The organism is Xenorhabdus sp. PR6a (assembly GCF_028599065.1).
Classification (GTDB): domain Bacteria; phylum Pseudomonadota; class Gammaproteobacteria; order Enterobacterales; family Enterobacteriaceae; genus Xenorhabdus; species Xenorhabdus doucetiae.
Genome location: NZ_JAQRFJ010000003.1, coordinates 70,782 through 89,195 on the forward strand (window position 1 = coordinate 70,782; position 18,414 = coordinate 89,195).

Annotated in this window: 14 protein-coding genes; 10 read left to right on the plus strand and 4 right to left on the minus strand. The window is 45.8% G+C overall.

Translation table 11 applies throughout. From position 1 onward, the window contains the following. Positions 1–20 precede the first annotated feature (20 nt). Both PSI15_RS01560 and kdsB read left to right on the plus strand, forming a co-directional pair. Positions 21–200, plus strand: a complete 180-nt coding sequence (locus PSI15_RS01560) for a Trm112 family protein (protein WP_273582006.1) — start codon at positions 21–23, stop codon at positions 198–200. A gap of 3 nt (positions 201–203) precedes the next feature. Further along, the gene (gene kdsB, locus PSI15_RS01565; protein ID WP_273582007.1) at positions 204–953 is read left to right on the plus strand and encodes a 3-deoxy-manno-octulosonate cytidylyltransferase; all 750 of its coding nucleotides are present in this window, start codon (positions 204–206) and stop codon (positions 951–953) included. Positions 954–1,071: 118 nt separating this feature from the next. On the opposite strand, the gene elyC is transcribed toward kdsB, so the two are convergent. Then, positions 1,072–1,896, minus strand: coding sequence for an envelope biogenesis factor ElyC (gene elyC, locus PSI15_RS01570; RefSeq protein ID WP_273582008.1), 825 nt, complete (start codon positions 1,894–1,896; stop codon positions 1,072–1,074). Positions 1,897–2,114: 218 nt separating this feature from the next. Between elyC and cmoM the strand changes: the two genes are divergently transcribed. From cmoM to PSI15_RS01610, 8 genes are all read left to right on the plus strand, one after another. Then, positions 2,115–2,900, plus strand: a complete 786-nt coding sequence (gene cmoM, locus PSI15_RS01575; protein ID WP_273582009.1) for a tRNA uridine 5-oxyacetic acid(34) methyltransferase CmoM — start codon at positions 2,115–2,117, stop codon at positions 2,898–2,900. After that, a complete protein-coding gene (gene mukF, locus PSI15_RS01580) occupies positions 2,897–4,219 on the plus strand; it encodes a chromosome partition protein MukF (RefSeq protein WP_273582010.1) in 1,323 nt (440 codons plus the stop codon). The genes cmoM and mukF overlap by 4 nt, the downstream gene beginning before the upstream one ends. Then, complete coding sequence (gene mukE, locus PSI15_RS01585) at positions 4,200–4,922, plus strand: chromosome partition protein MukE (protein WP_045969990.1); 723 nt, start codon at positions 4,200–4,202, stop codon at positions 4,920–4,922. Before mukF ends, mukE begins: the two co-directional genes overlap by 20 nt. Next, positions 4,919–9,382 (plus strand): chromosome partition protein MukB, encoded by a 4,464-nt coding sequence (mukB, locus tag PSI15_RS01590; protein ID WP_273582011.1) that lies wholly within the window; start codon positions 4,919–4,921, stop codon positions 9,380–9,382. Before mukE ends, mukB begins: the two co-directional genes overlap by 4 nt. Positions 9,383–9,529: 147 nt before the next feature. Further along, entirely contained in the window at positions 9,530–10,243 is a 714-nt protein-coding gene (aphA, locus tag PSI15_RS01595; RefSeq protein ID WP_273582012.1) for an acid phosphatase AphA, read from the plus strand. A gap of 273 nt (positions 10,244–10,516) precedes the next feature. Continuing rightward, complete coding sequence (gene ldtD / locus PSI15_RS01600) at positions 10,517–12,235, plus strand: L,D-transpeptidase (protein ID WP_273582013.1); 1,719 nt, start codon at positions 10,517–10,519, stop codon at positions 12,233–12,235. Between the two features lie 406 nt (positions 12,236–12,641). Beyond that, positions 12,642–13,190, plus strand: a complete 549-nt coding sequence (locus tag PSI15_RS01605; protein ID WP_273582014.1) for a YcbK family protein — start codon at positions 12,642–12,644, stop codon at positions 13,188–13,190. 45 nt (positions 13,191–13,235) lie between these two features. Then, positions 13,236–13,868: an MBL fold metallo-hydrolase gene (locus PSI15_RS01610; RefSeq protein WP_273582015.1), complete on the plus strand. Its 633-nt coding sequence runs from the start codon at positions 13,236–13,238 to the stop codon at positions 13,866–13,868. A 91-nt stretch (positions 13,869–13,959) separates the two neighbouring features. On the opposite strand, the gene PSI15_RS01615 is transcribed toward PSI15_RS01610, so the two are convergent. The 3 genes from PSI15_RS01615 to asnS form a co-directional block, all read right to left on the minus strand. Then, complete coding sequence (locus PSI15_RS01615; protein WP_045970002.1) at positions 13,960–15,150, minus strand: amino acid aminotransferase; 1,191 nt, start codon at positions 15,148–15,150, stop codon at positions 13,960–13,962. Positions 15,151–15,393: 243 nt separating this feature from the next. After that, entirely contained in the window at positions 15,394–16,497 is a 1,104-nt protein-coding gene (locus PSI15_RS01620; protein ID WP_273582016.1) for a porin, read from the minus strand. 307 nt (positions 16,498–16,804) lie between these two features. Beyond that, positions 16,805–18,205 carry an asparagine--tRNA ligase gene (gene asnS / locus PSI15_RS01625; protein WP_273582017.1) on the minus strand — a complete coding sequence of 467 codons (1,401 nt, stop codon included), beginning with the start codon at positions 18,203–18,205 and terminating at the stop codon, positions 16,805–16,807. Between the last annotated feature and the right edge of the window lie 209 nt (positions 18,206–18,414).

An 18,414-nucleotide genomic window follows, 5' to 3' on the forward strand; every position in this document is an offset into this window, starting at 1 on the left:
TAATGTTACTTGGGGGATATATGGATCACCGTTTACTCGAAATCATTGCTTGTCCGATATGTCATGGCAAACTCAGTTATGATAAAGAAAACCTTGAACTGATTTGCAAACTTGATCGCCTCGCTTTTCCTTTCCGTGATGACATTCCTGTGTTGCTAGAGAATGAAGCACGTGTCTTGCCGACAGAGGAAAACAAATAACCTATGTTTACCGTTATCATTCCAGCACGTTTTGCCTCAACACGTTTACCGGGAAAACCATTGGCCGATATTCATGGCAAGCCAATGGTTGTGCGTGTGATGGAACGGGCAGCCCGTTCAGGTGCTTATCGGGTTATTGTGGCAACAGACAATCAAGAGGTTTTTGATGCAGTGATTGCTGCGGGCGGTGAGGCTTGCATGACAAGCGAAAATCACCATTCAGGTACAGAACGTTTGGCTGAGGTTATTGATAAATATCAATTTGCTGATGATGACATTATTGTCAATGTGCAGGGTGATGAACCCCTTATTCCAGAACAGATCATTAAGCAGGTAGCGGATAATTTGGCCGGCAGTGATGCTGGGATGGCAACGCTTGCCGTGCAGATTCAGAATGCGGAAGAAGCATTCAATCCTAATGCTGTCAAAGTGGTTATGGATTCAAAAGGTTATGCGCTCTATTTTTCTCGCGCCACGATCCCGTGGGAACGTGATCGTTTTATGCAATCAAAAGAGACGATTGGGGATCATTTCTTGCGCCATATTGGTATTTATGCGTATCGGGCAGGGTTTATCCGGCGCTATGTTCAGTGGGCTCCTGGTCCGCTGGAAGGTATCGAAATGCTCGAACAATTAAGAGTGCTTTGGTACGGTGAAAAAATTCATGTCGCAAAAGCGCTACAAGCACCCGGCGCAGGTGTTGATACACCAGAAGATCTGGATGCTGTCAGAAAAATTTTTGCCGCGATCTGATTTCTTGTTTGATATGACGACATTCGTCGTACCCCAAGATGCCTTTATTATCTCCCCCGTGTTGCGGGGAGATAATAATATGAACATTACCTATCTGAGGCTATTTCTTATCACCTTTTTATTGGGTGTTCTCTGACTTCTCAATGCCGATATCTTGGTTTGCCGGTTTAATGGCTTGCCAGATTTGCCCTAATGTTTCATACCAGGCACGCTCTGTATGTGATAAGTAATAGGAAGAAGGCATATATTTTTCCCACGGATATAAAGGGGTTGTGACCGCCAATTGATTAGCAGGGCCAGCAATGGGATGCAGGCGGCGTTGTGCAAAAAACTGGAGAGATCTTTTCATATGATTGGCCGAAGTCACCAGAATAAAAGATTGTTGCCCGACGACTTTTTCAACCTCAGCCGCTTCTTCTTCGGTATCCAAGGGTTTTTTTAAGGCTATCGTGTCTTCTACAGGAATTCCCAGCGATTGTGCTACCATAGCGGCAACTTCAGCACTGCTGACTGCATTTACGCCTTTACCGCCCGTGAAAATCATTTTGGCACCGGGGTTAAGGTGATACAAGCGAATGCCTTCGGTCACTCTGGGCAAGCTGTTACTGATCAGGTTAGCACTGGGAGCCCACTGAGGGTTATAAGTAAAACCGCCGCCGAGAACCACAATATATTTTACCGGCACCGCCGAATGAGAGGTGATAGAGGTTGCATCGGGTTCATAGCGCTGAACATATTTTCCCTCGACAGGGAGTAAGAATTTATCTGCGATAGGCTGTAAACTCAATAACAGCAATGCCAGCCAACTGAGTGATAAAATGGTTTTCCCGGTCCTTTGCCAGCGGCTGAACCACAGTAATAGCAGGGCGGCAAAAGAGACGATAATCATCAACGGCAAAGGCATTAATAGCGAGCCGATATATTTTTTTAGCAGAAATAACATTGATTGGCCTTGGGTTGGTTAAACTGTAATCTCGCAGGGGCAAATTTTAAGGCTAAAAGTAGTTAATTAAATGATTACTGTGCCAAAATAGAGAGTAGTAAAAATAGTAGTAGTAAAAAATTGATAGCAGTAAAAAATAACGGCAGTAAAAATAGCAGTAGATAGCATAACGACTCAATAGATAAATTAAACTTAGCTGATAAGTGGGGCAGTTTTTCATGCGGGATCGCAATTTCGATGATATTGCAGACAAATTTTCACGTAATATTTACGGCACAACCAAAGGTAAAATCAGGCAGGCCGTTGTCTGGCAGGATATTAACGAATTGCTGAATCACTTGCCTCAACGCCCATTGCGTATTTTGGATGCCGGGGGCGGTGAAGGGAATATGGCTTGCCAATTAGCTGAATTGGGGCATCAGGTCATACTTTGTGATCTGTCACAAGAGATGATCCAACGAGCAAAACATAACGCTGGAGAGCGTGATGTTCTCAACCAGATGCAATTTATCCAAAGCTCGGTACAGGAAATTCGCCAGCATATTGAACAGCCCGTTGATCTGATTTTATTTCATGCGGTATTGGAGTGGATCACTGACCAAAAAGAGGCGATAGAAACATTGAGCGATATAATCACACCCGGTGGTGCACTTTCATTAATGTTTTATAATGCTAATGGGCTGGTCATGCGTAATGCTATCTTGGGTAATTTTCATTTGGCGACACCCAATATCCGGCGTCGCCGAAAACGTTCTCTATCACCGCAAAATCCATTAATACCTGGACAGGTATATCAATGGCTGACCGAACTTAAGATGGAAATAACAGGTAAAACAGGCGTGAGGGTTTTTCACGATTACCTGCAAAGTCGTCAATTACAAGACGCAGATTTCCCCGCGTTGCTTGAACTTGAACAGCGTTATTGCAGGCAGGAGCCCTATATCAGCCTGGGGCGTTACATTCATGTGATGGCACGCAAGCCTACCTTAAAGAGCGAATTATGAGTGAATATTCCCAGACTGTTCCTGAACTTGTCTCCTGGGCCAGAAAAAATGATTTTTCAATTTCGTTGCCACCAGAGCGATTGGCTTTTTTGCTGGCGATTGCCGTATTAAACAGTGAACGGTTTGACGGTGAAATGAGTGAAGCGGAGCTGGTGGATGCTTTCCGTGAAGTGTGCAAAGGTTTTGAGCAGACGTCGGAAGCGGTATCCGTCAGGGCGAATAATGCCATAAACGATATGGTTCGCCAGAAATTACTTAACCGTTTTACCAGTGAATTAGCGGATGGCAATGCCATTTATCGCCTGACCCCACTGGGCATTGGCATCAGCGATTATTATATTCGTCAGCGTGAATTCTCCACGTTGCGTCTTTCCATGCAGTTATCCATCGTCGCCAACGAATTGCATCGCGCGGCAGAAGCGGCCGAAGAAGGGGGCGATGAACTCCATTGGCATCGCAATGTGTTTGCCCCGCTCAAATATTCCGTGGCTGAAATTTTTGACAGCATCGATATGTCCCAGCGCTTGATGGATGAACAGCAAAATAGCGTAAAAACCGATATCGCCGCCTTGCTCAATCAGGATTGGCAGGCCGCTATCGCAAACTGCGAACAACTGCTGTCTGAAACCTCCGGCACCCTGCGGGAGCTTCAGGATACTTTGGAAGCGGCGGGTGATAAATTGCAGGCCAATCTGTTGCGCATTCAAGCCGCGAATATGGACAGCGGTGGTTCTGAGCTGGTGGATAAACTGGTTTTTGACTTACAAAGCAAACTGGATCGCATCATTAGCTGGGGGCAACAAGCCATCGACCTGTGGATAGGCTATGACCGCCACGTTCACAAATTTATCCGCACCGCCATTGACATGGATAAAAACCGCATTTTTGCCCAGCGCCTCCGCCAATCTATTCAACACTATGATGACAGCCCGTGGGCATTGACCATCGCGAATGCAGAACGTTTTCTGGATATGCGTGATGAAGGACTGACTCTGCGCAATGAAGAGGTAATGGGAGAATTACCGCCGGAAATGGAATACGAAGAGTTTAGTGAACTCAATGAACAATTGGCTGAACTGGTAGAGCAGGCGCTGGCGGTTTACCAACAGGCAAAACTTCCGCTGGATTTGGGGGCTGTCCTGCGTGACTACCTTGCTCAGTATCCACGTAAACGTCATTTTGATGTGGCACGTATTTTAGTGGATCAAGCCGTCAGGCTGGGCGTTGCAGAAGCCGATTTCTCTGGGTTACCGGCGGAATGGTTAGCGATTAATGATTACGGAGCCAAGGTACAGGCACATGTCATCGACACATATTGAACAACTTATGCCAGTGAAGCTGGCTCAGGCACTATCCAATACACTTTTTCCTGAATTAGACAGCCAGCTACGCGCCGGGCGTCATATCAGTCTGGATGACCTTGATAATCACGCTTTTTTGATGGATTTTCAGGAAGAGCTGGAAATGTTTTATGCGCGTTATCACGTCGAGTTAATCCGCGCACCAGAAGGTTTCTTCTACCTGCGTCCCCGTTCAACGACGCTGATCCCGCGATCGGTGCTGTCTGAATTGGATATGATGGTGGGTAAGATCTTGTGTTACCTCTACCTTAGCCCAGAGCGTTTATCCAATCAGGGGATATTTACTTTTCAGGAACTGTACGAAGAATTACTGTCATTGGCCGATGAAAATAAGCTGATGAAATTCGTCAATCAACGCTCGACAGGTTCCGATCTGGACAAACAGAAATTGCAGGAAAAAGCCCGCACGGCCTTAAACCGGTTACGCCGTTTGGGGATGGTTTATTTTCTGCAAAACGACAGTAACAAATTTACGATTACCGAAGCGGTATTCCGCTTCGGTGCAGATGTACGCAGCGGTGATGACCCACGTGAAGCACAATTGCGGATGATCCGTGATGGTGAAGCCATGCTGGTAGAAGGGGCAACATCGCAGGAAGATAATGAACATGAAGAAGCATCAGGGCATTCAGCAGACGGTGCGGAGGATGAGCAGTCATGATTGAACGCGGTAAATTTCGCTCACTGACATTGGTTAATTGGAACGGTTTTTTTGCCAGAACGTTTGATCTTGACGAACTTGTCACGACCTTATCCGGCGGTAACGGTGCCGGTAAGTCCACCACGATGGCGGCCTTTGTCACCGCCTTGATCCCGGATTTAACCTTGCTCCATTTCCGCAATACGACAGAAGCCGGCGCAACGTCGGGTTCGCGCGATAAAGGCTTGCACGGTAAGCTGCGTGCCGGTGTCTGCTATTCTACGTTGGATGTGGTTAACTCCCGCCATCAACGGATCATCACCGGCGTTCGCTTACAACAAGTGGCTGGGCGTGATCGCAAAGTGGATATCAAACCCTTTATGATCCAGGGCGTTCCGGCATCGGTTCAGCCAACGCAGTTACTGACGGAAAATATCAATGAACGTCAGGCCCGCGTTCTGCCACTGAACGAGCTAAAAGAACGTCTTGATGAGATGGAAGGCGTTCAGTTTAAACAATTTAACTCGATTACCGATTATCACTCCCTGATGTTTGATTTGGGCGTGATCCCCAAACGCCTGCGTTCAGCCAGTGATCGCAGCAAGTTTTATCGCCTGATCGAAGCTTCGCTGTACGGCGGGATTTCCAGTGCGATCACCCGCTCACTGCGGGATTATTTGCTGCCGGAAAACAGCGGTGTCAGAAAAGCGTTTCAGGACATGGAAGCGGCACTGCGTGAGAACCGCATAACCCTCGAAGCTATCCGGGTCACCCAATCTGATCGTGATCTTTTCAAGCACCTGATCACCGAGGCGACGGCTTACGTCTCTGCTGACTATATGCGCCATGCCAACGAACGCCGTGTTCATCTGGATGAAGCCTTGGCCTTGCGCAGTGAATTATTTGGCAGCCGTCGCCAATTGGTGGCTGAACAATATCGCCATGTGGAAATGGCGAGGGAACTGGCAGAACAGAGCGGGACATCTTCTGATTTAGAAATGGATTATCAGGCGGCCAGTGATCACCTGAATCTGGTTCAAACGGCGATGCGCCAGCAGGAAAAAATTGACCGCTACCAATCTGATGTTGAAGAACTGACTTATCGGCTGGAAGAACAGAGCGAAGTTGTTGAAGAAGCAAAAGAACTTCAGGCGGAATATGACGCTATGTCTGAAGCAGCCGAACAAGAAGTCGATGAGCTGAAAAGCCAGCTTGCTGACTACCAACAGGCGTTGGATGTGCAGCAAACCAGGGCGATTCAATATCAGCAAGCGCTGCAAGCGTTAGCGCGTGCCCGTGAAATTTGCCAGCTTCCCGATCTGGCGATAGAAAATGCTGACGAATGGCAGGAAACCTATCAGGCCAAAGCGCAGCAGGCGACTGAAACCTTGCTGGCACTGGAACAAAAATTAAGCGTGGCGGATGCGGCTCATAGTCAGTTTGAGCAGGCCTACCAACGGGTAAAAAACATCGTGGGTGAAGTGAGCCGCAGTGAAGCATGGCAGGCTGCCCGTGAAGCATTGCGTGAATGGCCATCCCAGCGCCATTTGGCCGAGCGCGTCCAGCCTTTGCGTATTCAGTTGGCCGAATTGGAGCAACGTCTGGGCAGTCAGCAAAATGCCGAGCGTTTGTTGGCAGAGTTTTGTCAGCGTCATAACCAGCAGTATCAGGCGGAAGAGCTGGAGGCGTTGCAGGGCGAATTAGAAGCCCAGTTGGAAGAACTGAGCGTGAGTGCCAATGAAAGCGGCGAACGCCGTATTCAAATCCGTCAGGAGTTTGAGCAGCTCAAGCAAAAAATTCAGGAACTGACCGCGCGGGCGCCGGTATGGTTGGCGGCACAGGAAGCCCTGAACCAACTGGGTGAACAGAACCATGAAACGTTCGAAAGCAGCCACGATGTGACGGAATACATGCAGCAATTGCTGGAAAAAGAGCGCGAAATTACCGTCGAGCGTGATGAGGTTGCGGCACAGAAACGCGAGCTGGAAAAACAGATTGAGCGCCTAAGCCAGCCAAGTGGTGCCGAAGATAACCGCTTGCTTGCATTGGCGGAGCGTTTTGGCGGCGTGTTGTTATCTGAAATTTATGACGACATTACTATTGATGATGCGCCGTATTTCTCCGCCCTGTATGGCCCTGCGCGTCATGCCATCGTCGTGCCCGATCTTTCACTGGTGCGCCCACATCTGGAAGCACTGGAAGATTGTCCGGAAGATCTCTATTTAATCGAAGGCGATCCGCAATCTTTCGACGACAGTGTGTTCTCTTTTGAAGAGCAGGAAAACGCCGTTCTGGTGAAATCATCCGATCGCCAATGGCGTTATTCCCGCTATCCTGAAATGCCGTTATTCGGGCGGGCAGCAAGAGAAAATCGTCTGGAAGCACTCAGCCTTGAGCGCGATACGCTGGCAGAGCGCTATGCAACACTGTCATTTGATGTGCAGAAAATTCAGCGTGCGCATCAGGCTTTCAGTCGTTTTGTGGGCAAACACCTTTCTGTTGCGTTTGATGATGATCCCGAAGTCGAAATTCGCCGCCTGAACCAGCGCCGTACTGAACTGGAACGTGAGCTATCTCAATCTGAAACTCAGGCTCAGCAACATCAGCAGAAACGAGGTCAGGTGAAAGAGAGCCTGTCACTATTAAATCGTTTGATCCCACAAGTTGCGATTTTGCTGGATGAAACCCTGCTTGATCGCGTGGAAACCGTCCGTGAAGAAATGAGTGAGGCTCAGGAAGCGGCGCGTTTCCTGCAACAACACGGCAATGCGCTGGCAAAACTTGAGCCTGTGGTATCGGTTTTGCAAAGTGATCCACAGCAACATGAACAGTTGCAGAAAGATTATGAGGCCGTGAAACACAGCCAGAATAAGGCGAAACAACAAGCCTTTGCCTTAACGGAAGTAGTGCAACGCCGTGCGCATTTCAGCTACAGTGACTCTGCGGGTATGCTCAATGAAAATGCTGACCTGAACGATAAATTGCGTCAGCGCCTTGAACATGCAGAATCTGATCGCAGCCGTGCGCGTGAACAATTGCGTCAACAACAAGCACAATGTGCCCAGTTCAGCCAAGTATTGGCATCACTGAAAAGTTCTTACGACACTAAGCGAGATATGTTGAAAGAACTTGAACAGGAGATGAAAGATATCGGCGTTCAGGCGGATGCCAACGCAGAAATCCGTGCCCGTGAACGTCGTGATCAGCTCCATGCCGCTGTGAATACCAACCGTTCCCGCATCAACCAACTTGAGAAACAGATCGCATTTTGTGAAGCGGAAATGGAAAACCTCCAGAAGAAACTGCGCAAATCTGAGCGTGACTATTACCAGAAGCGTGAGCAGGTGGTGGCGTCTAAAGCCGGCTGGTGTGCCGTGATGCGCATGGTGAAAGATAACGGCGTTGAACGTCGTTTGCATCGTCGCGAACTGGCCTATATGGAAGGTGATGATCTGCGTTCAATGTCGGATAAAGCGCTGGGGGCATTGCGTCTGGCGGTGGCCGATAATGAGCATTTGCGTGATGCGCTGCGTTTGTCCGAAGATCCGAAACGCCCTGAACGCAAGATCCAATTCTTCGTTGCGGTTTACCAACACCTGCGCGAACGCATTCGTCAGGATATTATCCGTACCGATGATCCCGTCGATGCCATTGAGCAGATGGAAATTGAATTGGCGCGTTTGACCGAAGAATTGACCGCCCGTGAGCAGAAACTGGCGATCAGTGCCAAAAGCGTGGCGAATATCATCCGCAAGACCATTCAACGTGAACAGAACCGCATTCGTATGCTGAACCAAGGATTACAGGCGGTTGCTTTTGGACAGGTTGGGGGGGTTCGCCTGAATGTTAATGTCCGTGAAAGTCATTCCCTCCTGCTGGATGTGCTTTGTGAACAACAGGAACAACATCAGGATCTGTTTAATAGCCAACGGCTGACCTTCTCAGAAGCGATGGCGAAACTTTACCAGCGCTTAAACCCGCAAATCGATATGGGACAGCGCCTGCCCCAGACCATTGGTGAGGAGTTATTGGATTACCGTAATTACCTTGAGCTGGATGTTGAAGTTAACCGAGGTTCAGATGGCTGGCTAAAAGCGGAAAGCGGCGCATTGTCTACGGGAGAAGCGATTGGTACGGGGATGTCCATTCTGGTTATGGTCGTCCAGAGCTGGGAAGAGGAATCACGTCGCCTGCGGGGTAAAGATATTTCCCCCTGCCGCTTGTTGTTCCTTGATGAAGCGGCTCGACTGGATGCGAAATCCATTGCCACCCTGTTTGAGCTATGTGAACGCTTACATATGCAGTTAATTATCGCGGCACCAGAGAATATCAGTCCAGAAAAAGGGACAACCTATAAACTGGTCCGTAAGATTTTTAATCATCAAGAACATGTCCACGTCGTTGGGCTGCGCGGTTTTGGACAGGAAATTCCGGCGACTGAGCAATCACAAACACAGGTACAGCCTATATTGCAAGAATAACGCCGCCATTGCGTTATTTTTCTATCCAAGAAAGGGGCATATACGCCCCTTTCTTATCTGGAGTAATTGTGCAGTATCTCTCGTTTTGATGTAATAATAAAGTTTACTATTTCTCACCGTTACTACCAAAATAAAAAAGGAATAACGATGCGTAAAGTCACCCTGGCATTCAGTGCGATTGTGCTCGCTTTGAGCTTAAACAGCATGGCGCAGGCGAAAATGTTTATGCCTGAGCAAGTGGATTCGGGAGTCACTGCGGCAGGTTTGGCTCAACGTCAGGCGGTGCATTGGGTATCCGTAGGGCAGATTGAGCGAAGCCTGAAAGACCAACCCGCAATGGCAGTAGGTTTTGACATTGATGATACTGTCCTGTTTTCAAGTCCGGGTTTTTATCGGGGTAAATTGGAATACTCGCCTAATGACAATAGTTATCTGAAAAATCCCGCATTTTGGCAAAAAATGAATAACGAATGGGATAAATTCAGTCTGCCAAAACAAGTCGGCATTGACTTGGTTCAGATGCACTTGAAGCGGGGAGATGATATTTATTTTATTACAGGCCGTGCAAAAACTAAGACAGAAGCGGTGACCCAGTATTTACAGGAAGCGTTGCATATTCCAGCTAATAAAATGAATGCCGTTATTTTTGCAGGGGATGAGCCGGGTAAAAATAATAAAGTCAGTTGGATGAAAGAGCACCAATTGCAGATTTACTATGGTGATGCAGATACTGATATTGCCGCAGCCCGTGAACTGAATATCCGTGGCATTCGTATCCTCCGGGCATCAAACTCTTCTTATCAACCGCTGCCTAAAGCTGGTCGGTTTGGGGAAGAAGTCGTCATTAATTCTGAGTATTAATCCTAAAATTCAAGACAAAACATTCTGCACAAAGGCACTTAAGGTGCCTTTTGCTTTTTTTAAGTCAGTGTAATTAAAATTATTAGGGGGATATTTTATTCTCCTTGGCATTTATTTTGCCTGGCGAGATAAAATCTGACAGGGCAGGCTCGCTATCTTAAGTGGTAATTAGGTATATAATTACTGGTATTCTTTTCTGATAAAATAGGTCTGTGGATACATATAATAAGTCATTGAATTAGCTGCATACATAATAAGGTGAGGTGAGCTATTATGGCAAAGAACACGGTCAGGTTGCTGAAAGTTTCTTTTATCTGTAGCGCATGGGTGGTATCACAGGGAGCCTTTGCAAATCAACAAAATGGACTGGCATCAGGTGGTATGCAACCATGGCCAGTGGAACAAAAAAAAGAAAATCCGGTTATTTCATCTGATAAGACTATTCCTATTCCTCCAGCCAGTTCTATTGATGACAATCGAAAAAAGTTACAAACTTGGTTGCCACAACAAGTAAAACCGATATTCTTTGAACGTCTGGTAACTTTATATTCTGACAATAAAATGAGACTGTTATGGTCAGATAAACAAGCTATTCAAGAATTTGAAGATCAACTGCTTGAGATATCATTGGCGGGTTTTCAACCTCAATTTGAAAAATGGTTAATACAACTGCATTCTCCTGAATTAAGCGAGATGGCGCGTGATGTTATTTTATCTGATGCGATGTTAGGTTATCTGCATTTTATTAATGATGTTGATAAAAAAGGCAGCTCGTGGTTATACAGTAAATCTCCCTATAAGATTGAGTTGCCTCATTCCCATTTAATCGATACCTGGCAACAGCATATCAATAATAATAATACTTTCTCTTATATTACCCGTTTATCTCCGAGTCATTCTGGTTATAAAAATATGCGTAAGGAGATGCTGAATCAATTGGCTGATAAAAGAACATGGGTGGAATTTTCGTTTAAAGGTACGCTAAGGCCGGGACAAAGTAATGAAGCAGTGGTTGCATTAAGGAAAATATTGATTCGCTCCGGTATGTTGGATTCATCAGCGGTCAAAATTGATAATAAGGTTTATGGCAAAGAATTAATAGCGGCCGTGAAGCGTTTTCAAACTCTGCATGGGTTGTCAGCTGATGGCGTTATTGGTAAATCCACCAAGGCATGGTTAAATACCACGCCACAGACGCGTGCTCGTATTATGGCTCTGAATATCCAGCGATTACGAATTATTCCCAGAGATATCCCTACCGGTATTTTGGTGAATATTCCTGACTATTCACTTTTTTACTATTTAGATGGCGAAGAAGTATTAAGTTCCAAAGTTGTCGTTGGCCGTCCTGGCCGAAAAACACCTATCATGAGTAGTGAATTAAATAATGTTGTGATCAACCCGCCGTGGAACGTACCAACCAGCATGACGCGCAAAGATATTGCACCAAGGGCAATGCGTGACCCCAGTTATTTTCGTACGCGGGATTATACCGTTTTTTCCAGTTGGAGTAATAATGCTAAGATTATTGAACCTTCTTCAATAAACTGGAGTGTGACAACCCCAAGTAATTTCCCCTATCGGATAAGGCAGGCTCCAGGCCCAACGAATTCATTGGGGCGGTTTAAATTCAATATGCCAAATTCAGAAGCCATTTATTTGCATGATACCCCCAATCAGGCTTCTTTCAGCCGAGAAATGAGAGCTGTCAGTTCTGGTTGTGTACGTGTCAATAAAGCATCTGAATTGGCTAATATGCTGTTGGGAGATGCCGGCTGGGATCAAACTAAAGTGAATAATTCACTGAAAACATGGTCAACGAAATATGTCAATATTCCCCAAAAAATTCCTGTATTCCTCTATTACCAAACCGCTTGGGTTGATGAGGGAGGAAAGCCACAATATCGCGATGATATTTATGATTATGATATTAATGCAAGGCAGCATTCAGCGCTTTTTTCTAAGCTCGTGGTAGCCAGAAATGATTTATAATTTCTTTCGCTACTTATGACTTCTCTAAAATTATAGTTCACTGCCTTACCCCTCGCGGTGGGAGGGGTAAGGCATTCTCATCAATTTCGTGTATCACTATTTTATTATCTTGAAGTACGACGATTATATCTCACCATTTTTGATAAGCTATTTTCTTATTGAGATGAATTTGCGATCAGATAAAACCTATTTTTTAATGAAACAGCCTCGTTAAAATTTAATCTATATTTAATGTGATTTGAATTATGTTATCTTGATCACACTAATGGCATGGTGAATTTACAGTAACATACAAAAATAACTGAAACTAATTCTTATTTGCTGATGTCTTATTATTCGGTTAAGCTAAATTATTAATGAATTTAGACAATGTTAATACATTAGAGAATAGCAGGGCATATTATCCATGAATATTATTGACCACGATCGCCGAAAGTGGCTCGGCATAAGTGTGGCTGCATTGGGATTAAGTTTATTACCTCAATCTGCTTTGGCCGCATTGACAACGCCACGTCCCAGAATTTTACGTTTTGATAATCTGCATACCGGAGAAACGCTCAAAGCTGAGTTCTTTGATGGTCACCGGTATAATAAATCAGAATTAGCTCGCCTGGATTATTTATTCCGTGATTTTCGTCAAAATAAGATCAAAGCTATTGACCCAGAATTATTTGACCAAATTTATTTATTGCAAATGACGATGGGCATAGATAAACCTGTTCAATTAATTTCGGGTTATCGTTCTTTGACGACGAATAATAGGTTGCGTCAGGCGAGTGGAGGGGTAGCAAAACAGAGTTACCATACCCGTGGAAAAGCAATGGATTTCCATATTGAGGGTGTTCAACTCGCCGATGTTCGCAAGGCTGCATTAAAAATGCGGGCAGGGGGAGTGGGTTTTTATCCAAAGAGTAATTTTATTCATATTGATACAGGCCCGGTCAGGACGTGGTAATCTTATTACCTATTACGAGTCTTGATTGTGGAGTGAAGCGAGAGAATGAAATACCACATTATCCCCGTCACGATGGCGAGGCAAAATTGTACTTTGATTTGGTGTGAAGATACTCAGGAAGCGGCAATTGTTGATCCCGGCGGTAATGCTGAACAACTTATTGCCGAGATAGAAAGCCGTGAACTGAAACTTACCCAAATTTTGCTGACCCATGGTCACTATGATCATGTTGGCGCGACGGTTGACGTTGCAAAACATTTTGGTGTCCCTGTTTACGGACCACATCAGGGGGATGCTTTTTGGATCGAAAACTTGGAAATTCAATGCCAAATGTTCGGGGTTGAACCCTGCCCTTCTTTTACGCCAGAGCGTTGGTTAGATGAAGGTGATAGATTGCAAATTGGCAATATTGAACTGTCTGTTTTGCATTGTCCAGGGCATACCCCAGGGCATATCGTCCTTGCTAACCATGCTGATAAATTAATCTCAATGGGGGATGTACTGTTTAAGGGCAGTATTGGTCGCACGGATTTTCCCGGCGGAAATTATGATGAACTGATTCAATCCATCAAGGAAAAAGTGCTGCCGTTAGGTGATGACTATCAGTTTATTCCCGGTCATGGGCCAATGTCGACATTGGGACATGAACGGAAAACTAATCCATTTTTGCAGGATTGATTGAACACGTTTTTGTTGAATAAAAATTCGAGCAAGAAGGATAAAAGCCGCTTTGTCAGCGGCTTTTAGGCAAAGATTTCAACGAGTTAGCTTACAGCACCGCAACGATAGCTTCACACAGAGGAACCATATTTTCCAGTGTCAGCCCCGCGACGTTGATGCGGCCAGAGCTAACCGCATAAACACCATACTCTTCACGCAGGCGATCAACTTGTTCTTTAGTCAAGCCGCTGAATGAGAACATGCCATTTTGCGCAATAATAAAGCTAAAGTCTTGCTTTGCCCCTTTTTCTTGCAGGGTGTTGACAAACAGTTGGCGCATACGCTGAATGCGCTCACGCATGGTTGCCAATTCCTGAATCCACTCTGCTTTCAGCTCATCATTGGACAGAATGGTTGTCACAACAGAAGCCCCGTGTGCCGGTGGGTTGGAGTAGTTAGTACGCACAATGGATTTGGCTTGGCTGAACGCTTTTTCTGCGGTATCGCTGTCCGTTGCAACGATGGTACAAGCACCAACACGCTCATTATACAGGCCAAAGTTCTTGGAATAAGAGCTGGCAACGATCAGTTCATTGTGGTTTCTGGTGAAAATACGCAGACCTTCTGCATCTTCATCCAGCCCCTTGGCAAAACCTTGGTAAGCAAAGTCGAACACCGGCAACCAGCCATTGGCAGCAGACAGATCCGCCAGTTTCTGCCACTGTTCAGTGGTTGGATCGATACCGGTTGGGTTATGGCAGCAACCGTGCAGCAAAACAACATCGCCGGCTTGGGCTTCAGACAGGCTTGCCAGCATGCTATCGAAATCCAGGGCATGATTTTCTGCATCGTAATAGTGGTATTCTCGGATCTCTAAACCTGCGCTGGAGAAAACACCTTTATGGTTTGGCCATGTTGGATTGCTGATCCAGACACGTTTTGCATTGGTCTGTTTAGCAATAAAGTCAGCGGCAATGCGCAGTGCGCCGGTTCCGCCTGGGCTTTGTACCGTACGGGCGCGTTGATCAGTGACGATAGAATTGGTTTTGCCGAAGAGCAGTTCCTGAGTGACACGGCCAAATTCAGGTAATCCACTAATGGCCAGATAATTCTTGGTGGTTTCGTTTTCCAGCAGGAATTTCTCTGCTTTTTTAACGGTGGTCAGGACTGGCGTTTTGCCGGTTTCATCTTTGTAAACGCCAATACCCAAGTTAATTTTATTTTCACGGGGATCGGCTTTAAAGCTATCCGCTAAACCAAGAATAGGGTCGGCAGGCGCTGCTGTGATTTTTTCAAACATTTTTTTGATTCCAAGACTTGGAGAGTTAAGCCCAAAAATAAGTGATACGCGCTCAGGGTAACCTTAAGGAATCCATTTGCCAACCACTTGTAGCAAAAAGAATAAAATCTTGTGAAGTCGTTTACGAAGTGAAAAAAAGAACCTGAAAAAACAAAGAAATAAAACGCAAAAAGCAGCGCCGAAGCGCTGCTTTTTCTGAGATAAATAGGCTTAACTTTTTGTTAAACCGTTTATCAGCAGTGATTAGAACTGATAAGTCAGACCAACACCGAATACGTTGCGAGCGTTTGCATCGCCACCTTCGTGTTTGTCCAGCAGGTTGATTTTGTAATCAACGTAAGTAGACAGGTTTTTGTTAAAGTAGTAGTAAGTACCTACAGAAACGTATTTAACCAGATCTGCGCTGTAGCGTTTTTCGCCTTCACCCAGCTCTTTACCTTTAGACTGAACATAAGCCAGAGATGGTTTCAGACCTAAGTCAGAGAACAGGTATTGTGCAACAGCTTCAAAGTTCTGAGTTTTGTTAGCAATACCTTTTATTTTTTTACCTTCAAACAATGCTGAACCAGGAGTCATATTACGGGTTTCACCGTACATTGCGGCCAGGTATACGTTGTTGGCATCGTATTTAGCACCAAAGTTCCATGCTTCAGCACGTTTACCGTGAGCTTGGCCGTTAACCCAGTCACCGTTTGCGCGAGTAGAGTTAGCGTAAGAAGCACCTAAAGTGATACCGTAACCGACGACATAGGAAGTAGACAAGCCGTAACCGTCACCGTTTGCAGTTGCTCCGCTACGGCCATTTTTGGTGCGCTCGCTGTTTTGGCCTTGGTATTGCAGAGCAAAATTCAGACCATCAACCAGACCAAAGAAGTCAGTATTACGGTAAGTCAACAGACCCGTCGCACGGCCAGTCATGTAGTTATCAGTTTTAGACATGGAGTCGCCACCGAAGATTGGCAGTACGTCAGTCCATGCGCTGATATCATAGTTTACGCCGTAGTTACGGCCGTAATTCAGTGAACCGTAGTTAGCAAATTTCAGACCAGCGAAAGCCAGACGAGTTTTAGTGGTTTGCTCACCTTCTACATCGTTAGCGTTCAGGTTGTATTCCCAATTACCGAAACCAGTCAGTTGGTCAGAGATCTGAGTTTCACCTTTGATACCGATACGTGCGTAAGAGGCATCACCATCTTCGCCACTTCTTTTATCTGCGATTTGGTGACGAACGTCGACTTTACCATACAGATCCAGTTTATTGCCGTCTTTGTTAAAAATTTCAGCTGCGTTTGCTGTACCAGCAACCAGCAGAGCTGGGATGACCACTGCAAGAATATTGCGCTTCATTATTATTACCCTCATTGGTGTTATTCAGACACCTGCCACTGCCAGAAATAGAACACTGAAAAATTTTGGAACTATTTATGGGTATTGAGTGTCTTATTAGTCGGCGACCAGTGTTCCATTGGTCATGAATTTTATCTACCTTCAAAATGCTACAAAAGCGCAAAATCAGTAACAAAATGAAAATAGATATTTCAAAATGTAAATATCAGGGAACTTTTTTATGTGCTTTTCGCCATAGAATAAAAAAAGCCAACTTTCGTCGGCTTTTTAACGGATTGATTTTTAGCTTATTTATTAATCTGATTCATTAGAAACTTGCGTTTCTTGGTGTCCGTGGGAAGGGGATAACGTCACGAACGTTGGATACGCCGGTAACATAAGCGACCAAACGTTCGAAGCCCAAACCAAAACCGGCATGAGGAACGGTGCCGTAACGACGCAGGTCACGATACCACCAGTAATCTTCTTTATTCAGCCCCATTTCTTCCATGCGCTGATCCAGCCTGTCCAGACGCTCTTCACGCTGAGAACCCCCGATGATTTCACCGATGCCCGGCGCCAGCACATCCATCGCCGCAACGGTTTTGCCATCTTCGTTCATGCGCATATAGAAGGCTTTAATGTCTTTTGGATAGTTTTTCATGATCACCGGCGCGTTGAAATGTTTCTCTGCCAGATAACGTTCATGTTCTGATGCCAAATCCACACCCCAGAAAACTGGGTTTTCAAATTTCTGGCCGCAGTTTTCCAAAATTGCGATGGCATCGGTGTAATCCAACTGCACGAAATCGGAATCAACAAATTTCTCCAGACGGGTGATCACTTCACTATCAACACGTTCTGCAAAGAAAGCCAGATCATCAGCGCGCTCTTCCAATGCCGCCTTGAAAACATATTTCAGCATCTCTTCGGAGAGCTTGGCGATATCATTCAGGTCGGCAAAAGCGACTTCCGGTTCAACCATCCAAAACTCGGCCAAGTGGCGGCTGGTATTGGAGTTTTCTGCCCGGAAAGTGGGGCCGAAGGTGTAAACTTTGCTTAATGCGCAAGCATAGGCTTCACCGTTTAACTGGCCGGATACCGTCAGGAAGGCTTCACGGCCAAAGAAATCTTGGCTGAAATCCACTTCGCCTTTATCTGTGCGTGGCAGGTTTTGCAGATCCAACGTGGAAACGCGGAACATTTCGCCGGCGCCTTCTGTATCTGATGCGGTGATCAGTGGGGAAGAGACCCAGAAGAAGCCTTTTTCATGGAAGAAACGGTGCAGTGCTTGGGCCAGTGTATGACGAACACGAGCCACTGCGCCGATCAAATTGGTGCGCGGGCGAAGATGGGCGACTTCACGCAGGTATTCAATGCTATGGCGTTTGGCCGCCATTGGGTAAGTATCAGGATCATCAACCATGCCAACGACAACAACGTGAGTTGCTTGCAATTCAAACGATTGGCCTTTACCTTGCGATTCCACCACGATACCCGTGACTTCAACAGAACAGCCCGTGGTTAAATGTAATACTTCATCCTGATAATTGGGTAAATTATTATTAACGACGGCCTGTAATGGATTAAAGCAGGAACCGTCATAGACGGCTAGGAATGAGATACCAGCTTTAGAATCTCTCCTTGTACGTACCCAACCGCGAACGGTGACTTCGTTGCCAACCGGAACACGACCTTGCAGCACATCGACTACAGGCGCTACGCTCATAAATTTCTCTCTTTTTATATAGTGGATTAATAACTTGATAGATTGACTCAATACTCCCTTGATTAGGGAGCAGATCCTCTATCTTACTTGTCATCTCCCAGGAAACAAGAGGAAATTGCGGGTGTTAAGGCGAAAACAGAGGGAAAAGTGGCTTTTTTATTGGCGTAACCAGCACAAGGCTGGTTACGCAAGGGAATAATTAGCCAGAT